This window comes from Bradyrhizobium sp. WU425 (assembly GCF_021052305.1).
GTDB classification, from domain to species: domain Bacteria; phylum Pseudomonadota; class Alphaproteobacteria; order Rhizobiales; family Xanthobacteraceae; genus Bradyrhizobium; species Bradyrhizobium canariense_D.
The window spans coordinates 929,676-945,671 of record NZ_CP088089.1 but is presented as its reverse complement, the minus strand read 5'-3'; the positions used below and the strand labels follow the sequence as shown (position 1 = coordinate 945,671).

Below are 15,996 nucleotides of genomic sequence, written 5' to 3'. Positions count from 1 at the left end.
GCTGCTTGGGGCGTCATCGTTGCTCCTGGGAGCAGCGGTCGCATTCGTCTTCAGGATGCCTCGCTACGTTACTGCAGGGATCATGTCTTTCGGCTGCGGCGTGCTGATTTCGGCAGTGGCCTATGACCTTCTGGAGGATGGATACCAGGAGGGCGGCATCTGGCCCATCGTTGCGGGTGCGATCGCAGGCTCTGCCGCCTATGCTCTTGCCGATTGGGCGGTCTCTCGAGAAGGCGCGCGCTCGCGCAAGCGGTCCGGGGACCAGCAGGTCAACGCCGGCGAAGGCGGAGGGCTGGCGATTGCCGTCGGCTCACTTCTAGACGGTATTCCGGAGAGCATTGTCCTGGGTCTGGGACTGTTGAGCGGAAAGGGGATCAGCATCGCGATGCTCGCCGCTATTTTTCTGTCCAATTTCCCGGAAGGGCTTTCGAGTGCGCTTGGCATGCGAGCCGCTGGGCGTTCCGCGACCTACATCTTTGGCCTTTGGACCGCGATCACCGTCCTTTCGGGAGTTGCCTCGGCCTTAGGAGCAGCTTTCCTGGGCGGTGCTGCTCCTCAGGTCGTTGCTACCGTGGGTGCCGTAGCTGCGGGCGCTCTTCTCACGATGGTAGTGAACACCATGTTTCCGGAAGCCGTGGAGGGCGAACAGAAGCTGGCCGGCGTGCTTGTTGTTGTCGGCTTGCTCGCCGCTTTCGCGCTTTCTAACGTCGGCGAAACGTGAAGGGGTTACGCGCCTCTCATTCCATGAGGTATTGTCGGCCAAACCAACGAAAAGAACGGCGCCTCGACTGTACGTGGGCGAGTGCGCTCGCATCTGGCCATCTCTCGTTCGATATTTCGGCGCCAGGGCCCCGACCAGTTGCAGGCGCATGATCTGCTCGCGCCTCTCTGCGGCTGGTTCACAGAAGGAATGAAGACCGGGGCGGTCGAGGACGCGAAACTGGTGCTCGCCGAGCTTCGCTGATGCTCGTCGCGACCTCCCGCTATCGAACGGGCAAGGCAACTGCCGACAACGATTGGCATGGTCCAACTCCATAGGGGGGTGCAGCGGGCCAATGTGCTCGTCCGAAGGCGATGACGGATGGGACTCGTCGTCAAGCGAGGCGCCGCTCGCCGGGCTGCCTAGACCGGACTGGGGCTGCCGCTCGGAACCAAATGGATGGTCAAGGATTGCATGTTCGACCAAATTCCGACGGGCCTCGGCTCGCTTGACGACCGGGGCAATCATGGGGACCTACTTGGAGACGGCGATATTTCCGGTGGGCAGCCGGATCGGGGCTCTTCTCAGCGACCTCGATTGGCAAGGATCGCCCTTGGGCAAGCCGCAGAATTGGTCCGCCCATCTCAAGACGACCGTGTCCCTGCTGCTTGGGGCAGAAGCCCAGATCGTGCTGTTCTGGGGTCCGGAGTTCGTGGCCCTGTACAATGATGCCTATGCTCCCACGATCGGCGACAAGCACCCTGGCGCTCTCGGTCGTCCGGCAAAGGAGAGTTGGAGCGAGCTGTGGGACGATCTGGAGCCACTGTTGCGCGGCGTACGGGAGACCGGACGGACATTTTCGGCCAAGGATCGGCCGTTCTACATCGAGCGGCACGGCTTCGGCGAGACCGTCTATTTCGACGTCTCCTACTCGGCCGTTCCGGACGCTGAGGGTCGGGTCGGCGGCGTTCTCTGCATCGTCTCGGAGACGACCGAGCGCGTGCGGGCCGAAGCGGCGCTGCGGGAAAGCGAAGCTCGCCTGCGCCAGCTGAACGAGACGCTCGAGCAGCGGATCCTGGAGCGGACCCGCGAACTGGAGTGCGCCCATGTCGCGTTGCGCCAGGCCCAGAAGATGGAGGCCGTCGGCCGATTGACCGGCGGGATAGCACACGACTTCAACAACCTTCTTCAAGGTATCACCGGTAGCCTCGATCTGATCCGGCGCAAGCCTGACGATGCAGGCCGTGTGAGCAGATGGGCGGAGGCGGGGCTGAAGTCGGCCGACCGCGGCGCGCGCCTCGCCGGACAGCTTCTCGCGTTCTCCCGTACTCAGAAAATGGATATCTCGTCGATCGACGTCTCGAGCGCGCTCACCGGCTTCGCCGATATGCTGCGCAGGACCATCGGACCGTCTATCGACCTGCGCATGGACCTCGACACGGACGGCGTCTTCGCCGAGGGGGATCGGACGCAGCTCGAACTGGCCGTGCTCAATCTCGCCCTGAACGCGCGTGATGCCATGCCGGGTGGAGGCGAACTCGTGGTCGCCGCCCGCCCCTGCCGCCTCACGGGAGATCCCGAACTCCAGGATGGCGATTACGTGGAGCTGTCGGTGAAGGATTCGGGGACCGGCATGACTGCAGACGTCGCGGAGCATGCCTTCGAACCGTTCTTCACGACGAAGGACGTCGGCAAAGGCACCGGCCTCGGCCTCAGTCAGGTCTACGGCACGCTTCATCAATCGGGAGGCGCAGTCAGGATCGAGAGTGCGCCAGGTATCGGAACGACCGTGCGGCTCTACCTGCGCAGGACGGAGGTCCAGCCGCGGCGAACCAAGGAGCATTCGGCCGAGGCCGAGCGCGCGCCTGCGGCCACGGTGCTGATCGTCGATGACGATCCAGACGTGCGTGCCTTCCTGACGGATTCGCTCGAGACCCTGGGGTACTCGTCCCTGGTCGCGGAGGACGGTGTCTCGGCGCTGAAGGCTCTCCAAAGAGCCGCTCCTGCAGCCATGATATTGGATTTCGCGATGCCCGGCATGAACGGTGCGGAAGTGGCGAAGCGGGCAAGACAGAGTCGTCCCGATCTGCCGATCATCTTCGCCAGCGGCTACTCGGAAACCGCAGCGCTCACTCCTGTGCAGGAAAGCGAACATTCGCGCATGCTGCACAAGCCATTCAAGGTAGGCGAACTACAATCTGCTTTGGCCGAATTGCTCGCCGGACCGGATTGAGCAAGTGGAGCCCAAACAGTGAGAGAGATGTCGAGGGGAACCCGAGACATCTTGCCACTGCTCGGCCAAATTAGGCATCTCCCCTGCACCCTTGGCACTCGCGTTTCTGCAGCGAGCATGGCTAAGGTCCGAAATCCCAAAACGGGTCAGGAGTGCCGATGGCAGGCGTGATCGAGCGCAACAACGTACACGTCCGGGGTTCCGGGGATCGGGCGATGATCTTCGCCCACGGCTTCGGTTGCGACCAGAACATGTGGCGCTCCGTGGCCCCGGCCTTCGAGAAGGACTTCAGGACGGTCTTGTTCGATCACGTCGGCGCCGGGGGCTCGGATCTTTCCGCGTACGATCGCACCAAGTATTCGAGCCTGGCGGGCTATGCCGAGGACGTGGTCGAAATCGGCCGGGAACTGGAGCTGAAGGATGCAGTGTTCGTAGGGCACTCGGTCAGCAGCATGATCGGTGTGCTCGCCGAGCGAAAGTCGGAGGGCATGTTCGGAAAGCTGGTGCTCATCGGCCCTTCGGCCCGTTACATCGATGACGACGGCTACGTGGGCGGCTTCAGCGCCAAGCAGATCGAGGAACTGCTGCAGTTCCTAGAATCCAACCACATGGGCTGGTCCACGCAGATGGCGCCCGCGATCATGGGCAATCCGGATCGGCCGGAGCTTGGCGAGGAGCTGACCAACAGCTTCTGCCGAACGGGTCCCGAGATCGCAAAGGCGTTCGCTCGCGTGACCTTCACCTCCGACGACCGCAAGGATCTCCCGGGTGTCGGCGTCCCGACCTTGGTCCTGCAGTGCAGCGAGGACATTATCGCGTCGCAGGAGGTCGGGGACTACGTCAACCGCAACATTACCAAGAGCCGGATGATCGTCCTGAAGGCGACCGGCCACTGTCCCAACCTCAGCGCGCCCGATGAAGTGGTCGAGGCGATGCGGACGTTCGTCTAGTGGACGTCTCCCGCCCCGATTTCGAGGACCTGGTCGAGAACGCACCGTGCGGGTACATCACCCTGCAAGCGAACGGCCGCGTCGATCAGGTGAACCGGACCGTCCTGTACTGGAGCGGACGTTCGGCGGAGCAGATGATCGGCAAGCGCTTCAGCGACTTCCTGACCATGCCGGGCCGCATCTACTACGAGACCCACGTCGCGCCCCTTTTACGTATGCAGGGCTTCTTTCAGGAGTTTGCCATCGACATGCTGGCGGCGGACGATACGCCGCTGCAGATGATCGCTAACGCGAATGAGCGCCGGGATGCTGATGGCAAGCTGCTGCTGATACGGCTCGCACTGATCAAGGCGACGGATCGGCGGCGGTACGAGCAGGAGCTGCTCGCGGCGCGCGAGCTGGCCAAAGCGGCCGAGAAAGCGATCGAGGAGCGGCTTCAGCGCGAGAACCAGGCCTCCGAGCTGCGCGAGCAGTTCATCGCGGTTCTCGGCCACGACCTTCGCAATCCCCTCGCCTCCATCAGCGCCGGCGCCCGCATCCTGGACCGCACCGTCCAGAGCGAGAAGGAGCGCCAGATCATCGCGATGATGCAGACGACCGTGATGCGGATGTCCGCGCTGATCGACGACGTGCTCGACTTCGCGCGCGGCCGGCTTGGCGGCGGAATATCTCTCGACCGCAACAAGAGCGAACCGCTGGAGCGCACTCTCGCCCAGGTAGTCGACGAGCTCAGGCTGGCCACGCCCGGCCGGGTGATCGAAGCTGAATTCGGGATCGATCGACCCGTGAATTGCGATCGCACCAGGATAGGTCAGCTTCTATCCAACCTGGTGGGCAATGCGCTGACGCACGGGTCCTCCAACAAACCGGTCGTGGTCCATGCCGAGACGAGCGCGACCACGTTCGAACTTTGGGTCTCCAATGCGGGGGATGCCATTCCGCCGGAGGCCATGGACAAGCTGTTCGAGCCGTTCTTTCGCGGAAAGGCCCGCGCCAGCCGTCAGGGTCTGGGACTGGGTCTCTATATCGCGTCCCAGATCGCAGAAGCTCACAAAGGAACGCTGACGGTGACGTCGACTCCGGAGGAGACCCGGTTCACGTTCTCGATGCCGCTGGACGCGTCTAACTGAGTTCGCGCCAGTTGATTATGAGCCCGCGTCTTCAGCCCACGCATTCACTTTGCCGCGCAAGATTCCGAGCAGGCTACGCACCCGCCGGAGGGGTTCGGCTGGTGCGACTGCTCGGCTCTGACGACGTTCAACCGAATGGCTGCTTGGGTACCGCCCCCGGAGCACGGTCCCACCTGGGACAAAATGGGGGATAGCGTGGGACCGTGCGGGACCAGCAATCGGGGCGGAAGGCTGGCCCGCCGATTCAATCAACACGTGGAGCGCACGTTCCTCTGTTTCGCTGCGCTAAAACTTTGAGCAGCAGAATTAACAATTCGATTCACTCATGATGCTGAACGATGTCCCACGTTGATGCAGATCGGCAGCAGCAGACAAGAGGGCGCGTCATGGACAGGGTTGAATATGGATTCGCGATCGCGACGGTGACTGGGTTTGTCGTCCTGATCGCTGGCATGTCTTTGCTGATGCTGTGACGCAGCCTCGTCACCTGGTTCTCGCGTGTCAGCCGCGCCACCGTCCGAGGGCCCTCCCGAGGTGAACTAACGAATTCGCGGTCCCTTGCGCTGACGCTGGCTCGCCGCGGCAAGACCGTCGCTAGGCGGACTTCCGTTGCCTCGCCGAAGGCTTCTTTGCCGCCGCTTCCTTCGCCGGCTTCTTGCCGGCGATCGGCATGAGCATCTCCTTTTGTCCGGCCGCAGCTTTCCGCGGCTTCTTGGCCGGCTTGCCGGCCTTCGCGGGCGCGGCCTCCTGACCCACGCTCCGGCGCAGCGCCTCCATCAAGTTGACCACGTTCGTCGCCGCCGGCTTGTCCTTGGGCGTGATCGGCTTGCCGGCCCGCTTCTGGTTGATTAGCTCGATCAGGGCCGTCTCGTAGTGGTCCTCGAACTTCTCCGGTTCGAAGCTGCCCGCTTTCTGGTTCACGATGTGCCTGGCGAGGTCGAGCATGTCCTTCGTGACCTTCACATCCTGGATCTCATCGAAATACTCCTGCTCGCTGCGCACCTCGTAGGGATAGCGCAGCAGCGTGCCGACGAGCCCCTTGTCCATGGGCTCGAGCGCGATGATGTGCTCGCGGTTGCTCAGCACGACACGCCCGATCGCGATCTTGTCCATCTCGCGGATGGTCTCCCGGATCACGGCGAAGGCGTCGTGGCCGACCTTGCCGTCGGGTCGGATGTAGTAGGGGCGGATCAGGTAGCGCGGGTCGATGTCGGACTTGTCGACGAACTCGTCGATCTCGATGGTGCGGGTGGATTCCAGCGCGATCTCCTCGAGCTCCTCCTTGGAGACCTCGATGTACTGGCCCTTCTCGAGCTCGTAGCCCTTGACGATGTCCTCGTTGGGCACCTCGTCGCCGGTATCGGCGTCGACCTTCAGGTACTTGATGCGATGGCCGGTCTGCCGGTTCAGCTGGTTGAACGAGATCTTCTCGCTCTCTGAGGTCGCCGGGTAGAGCGCCACCGGGCACGTCACCAGCGAGAGACGCAAAAAGCCTTTCCAGTTCGCTCGAGGGGCCATGGGTACGCAACGCTCCAGGTACGTGGACTCGGACTCAAGACGAACGGCGGGGCCCGGTTCCGACAACGAGCCGATCGCCCGCATCATTTCCCCGCTTTCCGACTTTGGGCGGACTCGACTCTGATGTTCTTGATATGTTCTAATGGCCCATGGCCGACCGAGCCCCGAGCTGGCGCATGCCGACACTCAAGCAGATGGAAAAGATGGCAGCTGCGGTCGGCAGAAAGGCCCCGCCCGCACGTGCGTTGGCCCCGAACGAGGATCTGCCGCCGGAATACTGGCAGGCTCTGCTGGAGGACCCTCGCGCCGAAGCGGTCAGGCCCGGCCCGGGCCCTTCCGGACGCCTGCTGCAGCTGAGGCAGATACCCGGCCACCTTCTTAGGGTCGGCTGCCGGCGCTGCGGCCGGATCGTCGAGATCCAGAAGGCGGACGCCACCCGGCTCTACGGTCCGGAGGCGGTCTGGAGGGATGTCGGTCAGCGGCTGCTCGACAATACCTGCAGCATCCGGACCGGGCGCCATGAGGAAGACGGCTGCTGGCCCACCTTCGACCTGGCCTAGGCGCCGCTCGATGGCGCCTAAGTATCACCCGACGCCCCTTTCCGGAGGCGACCGCAAGGCCCTCAAGAAAGAGCTCGGCAAGTCGCGGGCGATGGCCAACATCCTGGCTGCGCAGTCGACCGAGATGCGGGCCAAGGCCGAGATCATGCTGCAGCAGGCCGACAAGTTGCTGTGCGAAAGCTGGAACGAGCGGATGTGGTCGGACGGCGAGCCGATCGATCCCTCACCTACGATCGACCAAGCCATCAATGCGGGCTTTCCGTGGCTGGAAATCCGTTGCCCGCGATGCAAGACGCCGAGCGATGTCGATTTGGCCGCTATGAAGCACGTGCCGACCACGTTCATCCACGATCTGGCCAGTCGGCTGCGCTGCCGCAAATGCGCAACGGCGGGACGGCGGCCCGCAGCGACTCTGCTACAACTGGCCACCCAGCCGCGTCATTCCGGAACCGATCCCTGAACAATGTGCAACCTCTACTCGATCACGACCAACCAGGCCGCCATCAGCGAGCTGTTCCGGGTGGTCAACCGCTACGTCGGCAACCTGGCGCCGATGCCAGGCGTCTTTCCGGACTACAGGGCGCCGATCGTCCGAACGGGCGCCGAGGGGCGCGAACTCACGACCGCGCGCTGGGGCATGCCCTCGTCGTCAAAGGCTCTCATGGACGCCACCAAGAAGCGCGCCGAGAAACTGCAAGCCAAAGGAAAGAGCGTCGACTTCAAGGAATTGCTCCGGATGGAGCCGGACTCCGGCACGACCAACATCCGTAACGTGAAGAGCAAGCACTGGACCCGATGGCTCGGGGTCGAGAACCGTTGCGTGGTGCCGTTCAACTCGTTCAGCGAGTTCAACAAGGCCGAAGGCGGCGACATCTGGTTCGCGCTCGACGAGACCCGTCCGCTCGCATGCTTCGCCGGCATTTGGGCCAACTGGACCTCCGTCCGGAAGGTCAAGGAAGGCGAGATCACCAACGACCTCTACGCGTTCCTCACGACCGAGCCGAACGCCGAGGTCGGCGCCATCCACCCGAAGGCGATGCCCGTGATCCTGACGACGCCGGAAGAGGTCGAGACCTGGATGACCGCGCCTCTGGACGCGGCGCTGAAGCTGCAACGGCCGCTGCCGGACGGGGCGCTCAGAATCGTCGCCCGCGGCGTCAAGGAAGACCCGGCGCCAGCCGCAAAGTAGGTTCTGCACAGGCCCACGTCCGCTTTTCGCGCCGCAACGCCACTCGGCAAACTCCACGCAACGAACACGGGGCTTCGAGTCATTTGAGCCGGAATCGTTCCTCCGCAAGCCTGTGGCGCCGGTGGGAATGAATGGCGCGATGTGCAAGTCTACCTTGACAGTGTGTGGGTGACCCGAAACCCGTAGGTTAGTTGCACATTGTGAGAGGTTACGATGAACGATACACGAAAAGAGACAGCGCTTGTGACCGGGGCATCTTCCGGCATGGGCAAGGAAATCGCAAAGCGCCTGATCAAGGATGGCTTTTACGTATTTGTCGCGGCGCGACATATCGACAAAATGAACGATCTCGTCCAGCTCGGCGCCCGCGCCTTGCGCATGGATATTTCCAACAGGCTGAGATCAAGACGATGGTCGACACCATCCTGAATGAGGCTGGCGGCGTTGACGTGCTCGTCAACAATGCCGGGTTTGGACTCTATGGTCCCGTCGAGGAAGTCGGAATCGAGGAAGCGCGCTACCAGTTCGAAGTGAATCTGTTCTGCGCGGCGCGGTTGACGCAGCTCCTGCTCCCCGGCATGCGGGCCAAGCGTACCGGCACCATCGTCAACATCACCTCGATGGGCGGCAAGATTTATACGCCGCTGGGGGCCTGGTATCACGCGACCAAGCATGCACTCGAAGGATGGTCCGATTGTCTTCGACTCGAACTCGCTCCCTTCGGCATCAAGGTCGTGATCGTCGAGCCCGGCCTGATCGAGACGGGTTTCGGTAACGTGGTGGCCAATGGCCTTCTGAAACGTTCGGGCTCGGGACCGTATGCCAAGCAGATCGAAGCCGTCGCGAAATCGAACGCCGATGCCTATGGTCAGGGCCGCGGCACTGACCCCAGCGTCATCGCCGATGTCGTGTCCAGGGCCGTGAAGGCGCGCAAGCCCCGCACGCGTTATGCCGCCGGAAAATATGCCAAGCCCATGATTGCTATCCGCGCATGGTTCGGCGATCGCATGTTCGATCGCGTGATCATGAGTCAGATGCGTTAGGACGAACCATGAGCGCAGCGGCGGCTGATCGGTGCAGGGTGCCAAAAGCTTTCTGGCAGACCGTCGAGCGTATCGGCGTGGCTCCAGCCGCGCTGCTCAGGCAAGCGCGCCTTCCAGCCACCTTGCACTTGAACGAACACGCACAGGTAACTACGGCGCAATACTTTGCGCTGTGGCGGGCGCTGGAGGAACTGAAGCCGGAGCCGGGTCTTGGCCTCACGCTCGTCCAGCGAACGGATACGGCCGTACATCCGCCTTCAAGCCTAGCTGCGTTCTACGCACGAGACTACCGAGACGGGCTCCTCCGCATCGCGCGCTTCAAGCGTCTCTGCTCGCCCGAACTGGTCCGTGTGGCGCAGGGCAAGGAGGAATGCGCCGTCACGGTCGCATGGCCTTACGCGACAGCGCCCGAGCCCCCGATCTCCACGGACGTGACCTTTGCTTCACTCGTGGAACTTGGACGCCGGGGCACCGGGCAGCCTCTCGCTCCCTTGCGTGTCGAACTCGCCCGTGAGCGTCCCAAGAACGGCGTCTATCAGAAGTATTTCGATTGCCCGGTTCGCTTCGGCGCAGCGCAAAATCGCCTCATCCTAAAGCCATCCGACCTTGATCGCCCGTTTCCCGGACATAATCAGGAACTCCTCGAAATCCTCACTCCGGCGCTGGCTTCAGCGCTTGGCGAGCTGCAAGCGCGCAGCTCGATCAAGGAACAGGTCAAGGTTGTGCTCAAGAGAAGCCTTGCGAGCGGACGGCCGGAGCTGGCAGACGTGGCGCGCGATCTCGGCTTGAGCGAACGCACGCTGCAACGAAGGATCACCCAAGAAGGCGCGAGCTTCCGCGAGCTTCTTGCCGAAGCGCGGCAAGAACTCGGGCGGCAGCTTCTGTTAGACCCTTCCGCTGAGATCGACGAGGTGGCCTGTCTTCTGGGCTACCAAGATACGAGCTCTTTCTATCGCGCGTTCCGGGATCGGGAAGGCGTGACGCCCAGCCGCTGGCGGGAATTGAGGAGCGACAAACTCCACTAACTACAGGAAACGGCGCGTTGACCCGCCCGCTCCTCTGCTTCGCCGGCATCTGGACCAACTGGACGTCGGTCCGGAAGGTCAAGGAAGGCGAGACCACCAACGTTCCTCTACGCATTCCTGACCACGGAGCCGAACGCCGAGGTCGGCGCCATCCACCCGAAGGCGATGCCCGTGATCCTGACCACGCCCGACGAGGTCGAGACCTGGATGACCGCGCCTACCGAGGAAGCCCTGAAGCTGCAGCGGCCGCTTCCGGACGGAGCGCTCCGGATCGTGGCCCGGGGCGTCAAGGAAGATCCGGCGGGGCGAGCGATGTGAACGTTCGCAGCCCGACCCCGGTTAGGTGGCCGGAGTAGATCTGCGGCCGAACGCGCGTCGCGGGCCAGAAGTTTTAGGCCCGCAGATGCCGCCTACGCGTTCTCGAGCGCCGCCGTGCGATCACTTCTGGTCCGGTCGCTTGGCGGGCGGACCATTCTTGTTTCCAGGCAGGCCCTTGATATTCGAGGTGTCCTGCTGCTGCACCGTCGGATTTTGCTGGTTCATCGTCGAGCTGGAGCCGACAGTGTCGCCGGGCTTGACCGCCGGGCCGTTCTTGTTTCCGGGCTGTCCTGCTATGCCCGCGCCGGAATTCTGGGCGCTCGGTGCCGCCGATACGTCTGGCTTCGTCTGGGCGAGAGCCGCGGGAGCCGTTGCAGCCAGCGCAAGCGCGGCCAAGCTCAGAATCCATTTCATGAGACATCCCTCCTTGGGATCAGATTGCGCCGGAAAGGGCAATCGATCACCGCGAACGTGTGCCCGACACGCACGTTCCTCATGGAAGGGCAATAAAGGTAGCGGCGCCACGGATGGCTCAGGCGAGGGCGCGGTCTAACAAGCGTAGCCCCGCCTTGGGGGGCTTTTGGGGGGCTGAGGCGGAGCCACGCAGGCCTTCGGTTGGCCGAGGCCCACCAATTCAACCGGGTCTGGCCAAGCTCGTTCCCACAGCGCAGCGAGCTCGCAAGTGCCCGCGCGGGCTCGCGTTACTTCTCTGGTGGGCGGAGCGGGCCCTCCGCCCACTTGCGTGCGGTCGGGTCGCGCAGCGGGTCGCCGTCGCATTTGGCGCAGACGTAGCGTAGCCGCCCCTTCCGAGCTTCGTCCGGAAGAGCCGTCATCGGCCTGCCGCACTCCGGGCACGCCTTGAGCAGCGCCATCTGATTTTTCCCTGCAATCGCTAGTGTTAGGTCCCCGGACAAAACGGACTCAAGCAGGTCGCGGAAAGTTGTCCGGGCACGCCGGCGCTTCTTGACTCCGCGGTCGCATGCCATTCAACTCACGGCAGTGATGTTGCGGGGTGCGTCATGGAGCAGGAATTCTATCAGGGGCTCGCCCAACGGGTCCGGACCATCGCCGAGAAGGCCGACCCGTTCACCAGGCGGCGCCTGCTGGATCTAGCCAAACGATACGACGCCAAAGGCGGCTCGCGCCCCGCGCACTCGGTCGAGCGCCCGATTCCGCTGCCGCGCACGACATCGCCGGCGCCGATCCTCTCCGGACCTGGCGAGGCCTGACGCCCAGCTAATTCTGGCTATATCGCCCTCACAGCACGGACAGAGCCGGCCGCCCCCCAACGCCACATGCGCTGGAGACGTGGCGGCCTCAACGCGGCCGAATTGAAGTCGCTACGCCCGAAAACACCGTGAATTCCCTGTCTTCCCGGTACCGTGTGGGCCGGGATTGTGCAAAATCGGTACCCGGGACACTTCTTGAGAGCCGATGTTTCAAGACACCATCAGCCTGGCCGCCATGGCGGAGGCGTTGAGCCAGTCGGCGGACTACCGGGTGTTGCGGCGCCTGGTCCCTCGAGAGCCGTGCGACGCGACTGTCGGACAGGGGGCAAGGACTGGCATCCTGTTGGACACCGAGACCACCGGCCTCGATCACGCCAGAGACGAGATCATCGAACTGGGCATGGTCAAGTTCGACTACACGCCCGACGGCCGCATCATCGGCGTCCGGGACACGTTCTCCGCGTTCAACCACCCCTCCGCGCCGATCCCACCCGAGGTGACGGCGCTCACCGGCATCACGGACGACATGGTGGCTGGCCACAAGATCGAAGAGGCCGCGGTGAACGCCTTCGTCGACGGCGCGGTGATCTCGATCGCGCATAACGCGGGCTTCGATCGCAAATTCGCCGAGCGGTACTGGCCGGTGTTCGAAGGCATGGCCTGGGGTTGCAGCGCGACCGAGGTCGATTGGCGAAAGCACGGTTTCGCAGGTGCGCAACTCGCGTATCTTCTAAACGGCGCCGGATTTTTCCACCAGGCCCACCGGGCGGTGGACGATTGCCACGCTCTGCTGGAGATCTTGGACTTCACGCTTGCAATGACCGGAGCGCCGGCGCTCGCGCTCCTGCTGGAGACAGCCCGCAAGCCAACCGTGCGCGTCTGGGCCGAGCAGTCGCCGTTCGAGCTCAAGGATTCGCTGAAAAAACGCGGGTACCGATGGAACGACGGCAGCGATGGTCGTCCCAAGTCCTGGCACATCGACGTCTGCGAAACGGCGCTCGACGACGAGATCACGTTCCTGAGGTCCGAGATCTACCTACGGGACGTCGAGCCGCGTCTGCAGACGCTGACCGCCTTCACCCGCTTCTCGTGCAGGGTCTGAGCGCCGCAGGCCGTCAGCGGCCGAGGCGCTTCTCGACCTTCTTGCGCGAGTTGCCGACTTTCTTCGCGGCCTTCTTGACCGAGGCGGCGGAGCGGCCGGTCTTCTTCGCCTCATAGCCGACCTCGTACTTCTGCCCGCCTGCGACGCGCGCCCGGTCCTGCTTGCGTCCTCGCGCGGTCTTCTTCTTCGCGGCTGCCATCGCGCACCTCTTTCTGCGAATCTTGGCGGTGCAACGCCCCAAGGATTCCGGAGGTTCCCCAAGCTCCTCGCAGTTGCCATAAGCCCTCAGACCGTGAGCGACGCACCCGTCTCTGCTTCATCTTCAAACAGCGAGAGGCTATGCGATCTCTCCGCGAACGTTTGGCATCGCGCCCACGCACTAGGTTCCTAATGGACCAGCCGAACCGGCCTCCAGTCCCGACCGACCGAACCATCGGCCGTGGCCTGCGTTTACCGAGATCATGTCTGACGCGTTCGATTACTTCCGCGCCTGCGCCGTCCGGGCTCTTTGCAGAGCCCGATCGATGCCGCGCGGCAGAATGAAGCATCTGCAGCTGGTTGCTGGGCGAATTTACAATCTCCTCAAGAAGGAGGGCGCTTATAGCCCGAACACGCAGCACCTTGAGGACTTCCGGGCAGCGCAAAAACTTGAGGCATCTCTCGATCCCCGGCGCGATGACGGCTCACCCACTAAGGGAGCCTTTGCTCCGGTGAGGCGAGGCGCGGAACGGGAGGCTCGTTGAGTGGCCTCCGTGGACGTTCGCACGATCGTCAGTCTCCTGCGAGAATACGCACAGCGGACAGCGTTGCGTGGCGGCAATCCCTACAGGGCTAAAGCCTACACGCGGGCCGCAGACAGCTTGGCGGCCCTTGCCGTCCCTCTGGACGTGTTCATCGCCGAAGACCGACTGACCGAAATCCCCGGCGTCGGCGAGGCGATCGCCGACATTATCGCCAAGCTTCACAAGACGGGCTCTCATCCGACCCTGGAAAAGCTCCGGAAGGAGATACCCGAGGGCGTGCTCGAGATGCTTTCTGTGCCCGGTCTCCGCCCCGAGAAGGTGCTGCGGCTTTACAAGGATCTCGGTATCACCTCGCTCGCCGAGTTGGAGGCCGCCGCCAAGGACGATCGCATCAAGAAGGCCAAGGGACTGGGCGCCGCGCTGCAGACCAAGATCCTCCAGAACCTGGCCATCGCGAAAAGCGGAGAAGGTCGGCTCCACCTGCACCGTGCCGCCGTCCTGCTGGCACATGCCAAGGATTCGATCAGAAAGTCCCAGCCCGAGCTCAAGCGCGTCACGATCGCCGGCGACTTCCGTCGCGGCTGCGAACTCGTCGGCGATCTCACCATCGTTGCGGAAGCACCGGAGGCCGCCAAGGAACCGAAGCCGTCGGCGGCGGACGGACTGCAAATCCGCTTGTCCGACCGCAATCGCTTCGGCGCCGCCCTTCTTTTCGGCACCGGCTCAGCCGCTCACATCGAGAGGCTCCAGGCTTTGGCCGCGGAGAAAGGAATGCGGCTGGAGAGCGACGGGCTGCACAAGGGTCGCACCCTGATCGCCGGCGACGAGGCCCAGATCTATAGTGCCCTCGGCCTGCCGTTCATCGATCCTGAACTCCGTGAGGGCCGCGGCGAGGTCGAGCTGGCGCTGAAGGGCAAGTTGCCGAAGCTCGTCACTGACAAGGACCTGCGCGGAATCCTTCACTGCCACACCGATGCCTCCGACGGCACGGAGACCTTGGAGACGATGGCCAAGGCGACGCGCCAGCGCGGCTTCGAGTATTTCGGGGTCGCCGACCACTCCAAGTCCGCGCACTACGCAGGCGGTCTCTCGGAGGAAGAGATCGCGCAGCAGCACCGGGACGCGGACCGGTTGAACAAGCGCTTCGGCAAGGATTTCCGGATCCTGAAAGGCATCGAGTCCGACATTCTGGCCGACGGCTCGCTGGACTATGCGGACGAAGTGCTGCAGCGCTTCGACTTCGTGGTCGCGAGCATCCACGGCCGTTTCAAACTCGACCGCAAGGCGCAGACGCAGCGCCTGCTTCGGGCCATCTCCGATCCTCACACCACCATCATCGGCCACATGACCGGGCGCCAGCTGCAGCGGCGGCCAGGCTACGAGATCGATGTCGACAAGGTGCTGCGCGCCTGTGCCAAGCATGACGTCGTGGTGGAGATCAACGCCCATCCATGGCGCCTCGACCTGGATTGGCGCTGGCACCAGGCCGCCCTTGAGTTCGGCTGCTTGATGAGCATCAATCCGGACGCGCACTCGATCCCCGAGCTCGACCACATGCACTGGGGCGTCGAGATCGCTCGGAAGGGCGGTGTCCCCGCCGACCGGGTCCTGAACGCGATGGCTCTTCCGGAGATCACGCGCTACCTCCGCCAGAAGCGGCGCTCGTTCGCCCGGGCGGCCTGATGCAGCAAGGGCACGGCTTCTCGCTGGAGGGCACCGTAGTCGCAGTTGCCGCCGATCGCGATCACCACTTCAGCAAACCGCCGCAGGACCGGATCATGCTGGTGGAAGGCCATGGCGTCGAAGGCGACGCCCACGCCGGCGCGTTCGTCAAGCACCGGTATCTCGCCCGCCGGCAGCCGCGCCTACCCAATCTCCGGCAGGTGCACCTCATCCCGGCCGAGCTCTTTGCATCCCTTTCGGATGCCGGCTTCACGGTCGCAGCGGGGGACCTGGGCGAGAATATCACCACTGCCGGTCTGGACCTTGAGCGGATGCCTCTCCGGACGCTCATCGAGCTTGGACCAACGGCGATCGTGGAGCTGACCGGCCTCCGGACGCCTTGCGTTCTGATCGACCGCTTCCAGCCCGGCCTTAAGCAACAGGTGCTCTCGTCGGCGGAAACGGGCCCTCCGTTCAAAGCTGGGGTGCTGGGCGTGGTACGGGCCGGCGGGATGGTCGCGGCTGGTGATACCGCGCGGGCTCGCCCTCCGTCCTCCTCGTTTCGGCCTCTGCCGGCCGTGTAGAAAGAGCCTA

At 63.7% G+C, this 15,996-nt stretch carries 17 protein-coding genes and 1 pseudogene; 15 read left to right on the top strand and 3 right to left on the bottom strand.

The window, feature by feature from the left end; all coding sequences use genetic code 11:
* Window positions 1-82 precede the first annotated feature (82 nt).
* The 4 genes from BcanWU425_RS04470 to BcanWU425_RS04455 all read left to right on the top strand — a co-directional run bounded on the left by BcanWU425_RS04470 (window position 83) and on the right by BcanWU425_RS04455 (window position 5,013).
* The gene (locus tag BcanWU425_RS04470) at window positions 83-721 is read left to right on the top strand and encodes a ZIP family metal transporter (protein ID WP_326953700.1); all 639 of its coding nucleotides are present in this window, start codon (window positions 83-85) and stop codon (window positions 719-721) included.
* 505 nt (window positions 722-1,226) lie between these two features.
* Window positions 1,227-2,933: a response regulator gene (locus BcanWU425_RS04465; protein ID WP_231190141.1), complete on the top strand. Its 1,707-nt coding sequence runs from the start codon at window positions 1,227-1,229 to the stop codon at window positions 2,931-2,933.
* A gap of 158 nt (window positions 2,934-3,091) precedes the next feature.
* Complete coding sequence (locus tag BcanWU425_RS04460; protein ID WP_231190138.1) at window positions 3,092-3,883, top strand: alpha/beta fold hydrolase; 792 nt, start codon at window positions 3,092-3,094, stop codon at window positions 3,881-3,883.
* Complete coding sequence (locus tag BcanWU425_RS04455; protein WP_231190135.1) at window positions 3,883-5,013, top strand: PAS domain-containing sensor histidine kinase; 1,131 nt, start codon at window positions 3,883-3,885, stop codon at window positions 5,011-5,013. Before BcanWU425_RS04460 ends, BcanWU425_RS04455 begins: the two co-directional genes overlap by 1 nt.
* 594 nt (window positions 5,014-5,607) lie before the next feature.
* On the opposite strand, the gene ku is transcribed toward BcanWU425_RS04455, so the two are convergent.
* The gene (ku, locus tag BcanWU425_RS04450; RefSeq protein WP_231190132.1) at window positions 5,608-6,531 is read right to left on the bottom strand and encodes a non-homologous end joining protein Ku; all 924 of its coding nucleotides are present in this window, start codon (window positions 6,529-6,531) and stop codon (window positions 5,608-5,610) included.
* Window positions 6,532-6,707: 176 nt separating this feature from the next.
* On the opposite strand from ku, the gene BcanWU425_RS04445 reads away from it, so the two are divergent.
* The 7 genes and pseudogenes from BcanWU425_RS04445 to BcanWU425_RS04420 form a co-directional block, all read left to right on the top strand.
* A complete protein-coding gene (locus tag BcanWU425_RS04445) occupies window positions 6,708-7,091 on the top strand; it encodes a hypothetical protein (RefSeq protein WP_231190129.1) in 384 nt (127 codons plus the stop codon).
* Between the two features lie 10 nt (window positions 7,092-7,101).
* Entirely contained in the window at window positions 7,102-7,551 is a 450-nt protein-coding gene (locus BcanWU425_RS04440) for a hypothetical protein (protein WP_231190126.1), read from the top strand.
* A gap of 3 nt (window positions 7,552-7,554) precedes the next feature.
* Window positions 7,555-8,280: an SOS response-associated peptidase gene (locus BcanWU425_RS04435; RefSeq protein WP_231190125.1), complete on the top strand. Its 726-nt coding sequence runs from the start codon at window positions 7,555-7,557 to the stop codon at window positions 8,278-8,280.
* 213 nt (window positions 8,281-8,493) lie between these two features.
* Window positions 8,494-8,709, top strand: coding sequence for an SDR family NAD(P)-dependent oxidoreductase (locus BcanWU425_RS37520; protein WP_326953696.1), 216 nt, complete (start codon window positions 8,494-8,496; stop codon window positions 8,707-8,709).
* Window positions 8,691-9,323, top strand: coding sequence for an oxidoreductase (locus BcanWU425_RS04430; RefSeq protein ID WP_326953694.1), 633 nt, complete (start codon window positions 8,691-8,693; stop codon window positions 9,321-9,323). The genes BcanWU425_RS37520 and BcanWU425_RS04430 overlap by 19 nt, the downstream gene beginning before the upstream one ends.
* An 8-nt stretch (window positions 9,324-9,331) precedes the next feature.
* Entirely contained in the window at window positions 9,332-10,348 is a 1,017-nt protein-coding gene (locus tag BcanWU425_RS04425) for an AraC family transcriptional regulator (RefSeq protein WP_231190124.1), read from the top strand.
* Window positions 10,349-10,368: 20 nt separating this feature from the next.
* Window positions 10,369-10,666 (top strand): annotated as a pseudogene (locus BcanWU425_RS04420) (SOS response-associated peptidase family protein); the annotation flags it as partial.
* A 120-nt stretch (window positions 10,667-10,786) separates the two neighbouring features.
* On the opposite strand, the gene BcanWU425_RS04415 reads toward BcanWU425_RS04420, so the two are convergent.
* The gene (locus BcanWU425_RS04415; protein WP_231190123.1) at window positions 10,787-11,080 is read right to left on the bottom strand and encodes a hypothetical protein; all 294 of its coding nucleotides are present in this window, start codon (window positions 11,078-11,080) and stop codon (window positions 10,787-10,789) included.
* Window positions 11,081-11,685: 605 nt separating this feature from the next.
* Here BcanWU425_RS04415 and BcanWU425_RS04410 point away from each other — a divergent pair.
* Entirely contained in the window at window positions 11,686-11,895 is a 210-nt protein-coding gene (locus BcanWU425_RS04410) for a hypothetical protein (protein ID WP_231190122.1), read from the top strand.
* A 235-nt stretch (window positions 11,896-12,130) separates the two neighbouring features.
* Window positions 12,131-12,997, top strand: coding sequence for a 3'-5' exonuclease (locus BcanWU425_RS04405; RefSeq protein ID WP_231190121.1), 867 nt, complete (start codon window positions 12,131-12,133; stop codon window positions 12,995-12,997).
* Window positions 12,998-13,010: 13 nt separating this feature from the next.
* Here the strand turns inward: BcanWU425_RS04405 and BcanWU425_RS04400 are convergent, their stop codons facing one another.
* Window positions 13,011-13,196 (bottom strand): DUF3606 domain-containing protein, encoded by a 186-nt coding sequence (locus BcanWU425_RS04400; RefSeq protein ID WP_204512610.1) that lies wholly within the window; start codon window positions 13,194-13,196, stop codon window positions 13,011-13,013.
* Window positions 13,197-13,740: 544 nt separating this feature from the next.
* Between BcanWU425_RS04400 and BcanWU425_RS04395 the strand changes: the two genes are divergently transcribed.
* Together BcanWU425_RS04395 and BcanWU425_RS04390 are read left to right on the top strand one after the other, a co-directional pair.
* Complete coding sequence (locus tag BcanWU425_RS04395) at window positions 13,741-15,423, top strand: DNA polymerase/3'-5' exonuclease PolX (RefSeq protein ID WP_231190120.1); 1,683 nt, start codon at window positions 13,741-13,743, stop codon at window positions 15,421-15,423.
* The gene (locus BcanWU425_RS04390; RefSeq protein WP_231190119.1) at window positions 15,423-15,986 is read left to right on the top strand and encodes an MOSC domain-containing protein; all 564 of its coding nucleotides are present in this window, start codon (window positions 15,423-15,425) and stop codon (window positions 15,984-15,986) included. Before BcanWU425_RS04395 ends, BcanWU425_RS04390 begins: the two co-directional genes overlap by 1 nt.
* Window positions 15,987-15,996: the final 10 nt, after the last annotated feature.

What these genes read in the sequence shown, in the direction of transcription:
- BcanWU425_RS04470 (WP_326953700.1), top strand. Translation starts at nt 83, where the DNA reads ATGTCTTTCGGCTGCGGCGTGCTGATTTCGGCAGTGGCCTATGACCTT.
- BcanWU425_RS04465 (WP_231190141.1), top strand. Translation starts at nt 1,227, where the DNA reads ATGGGGACCTACTTGGAGACGGCGATATTTCCGGTGGGCAGCCGGATC.
- BcanWU425_RS04460 (WP_231190138.1), top strand. Translation starts at nt 3,092, where the DNA reads ATGGCAGGCGTGATCGAGCGCAACAACGTACACGTCCGGGGTTCCGGG.
- ku (WP_231190132.1), bottom strand. Translation starts at nt 6,531, where the DNA reads ATGGCCCCTCGAGCGAACTGGAAAGGCTTTTTGCGTCTCTCGCTGGTG.
- BcanWU425_RS04445 (WP_231190129.1), top strand. Translation starts at nt 6,708, where the DNA reads ATGCCGACACTCAAGCAGATGGAAAAGATGGCAGCTGCGGTCGGCAGA.
- BcanWU425_RS04440 (WP_231190126.1), top strand. Translation starts at nt 7,102, where the DNA reads ATGGCGCCTAAGTATCACCCGACGCCCCTTTCCGGAGGCGACCGCAAG.
- BcanWU425_RS04435 (WP_231190125.1), top strand. Translation starts at nt 7,555, where the DNA reads ATGTGCAACCTCTACTCGATCACGACCAACCAGGCCGCCATCAGCGAG.
- BcanWU425_RS37520 (WP_326953696.1), top strand. Translation starts at nt 8,494, where the DNA reads ATGAACGATACACGAAAAGAGACAGCGCTTGTGACCGGGGCATCTTCC.
- BcanWU425_RS04430 (WP_326953694.1), top strand. Translation starts at nt 8,691, where the DNA reads ATGGTCGACACCATCCTGAATGAGGCTGGCGGCGTTGACGTGCTCGTC.
- BcanWU425_RS04425 (WP_231190124.1), top strand. Translation starts at nt 9,332, where the DNA reads ATGAGCGCAGCGGCGGCTGATCGGTGCAGGGTGCCAAAAGCTTTCTGG.
- BcanWU425_RS04415 (WP_231190123.1), bottom strand. Translation starts at nt 11,080, where the DNA reads ATGAAATGGATTCTGAGCTTGGCCGCGCTTGCGCTGGCTGCAACGGCT.
- BcanWU425_RS04410 (WP_231190122.1), top strand. Translation starts at nt 11,686, where the DNA reads ATGGAGCAGGAATTCTATCAGGGGCTCGCCCAACGGGTCCGGACCATC.
- BcanWU425_RS04405 (WP_231190121.1), top strand. Translation starts at nt 12,131, where the DNA reads ATGGCGGAGGCGTTGAGCCAGTCGGCGGACTACCGGGTGTTGCGGCGC.
- BcanWU425_RS04400 (WP_204512610.1), bottom strand. Translation starts at nt 13,196, where the DNA reads ATGGCAGCCGCGAAGAAGAAGACCGCGCGAGGACGCAAGCAGGACCGG.
- BcanWU425_RS04390 (WP_231190119.1), top strand. Translation starts at nt 15,423, where the DNA reads ATGCAGCAAGGGCACGGCTTCTCGCTGGAGGGCACCGTAGTCGCAGTT.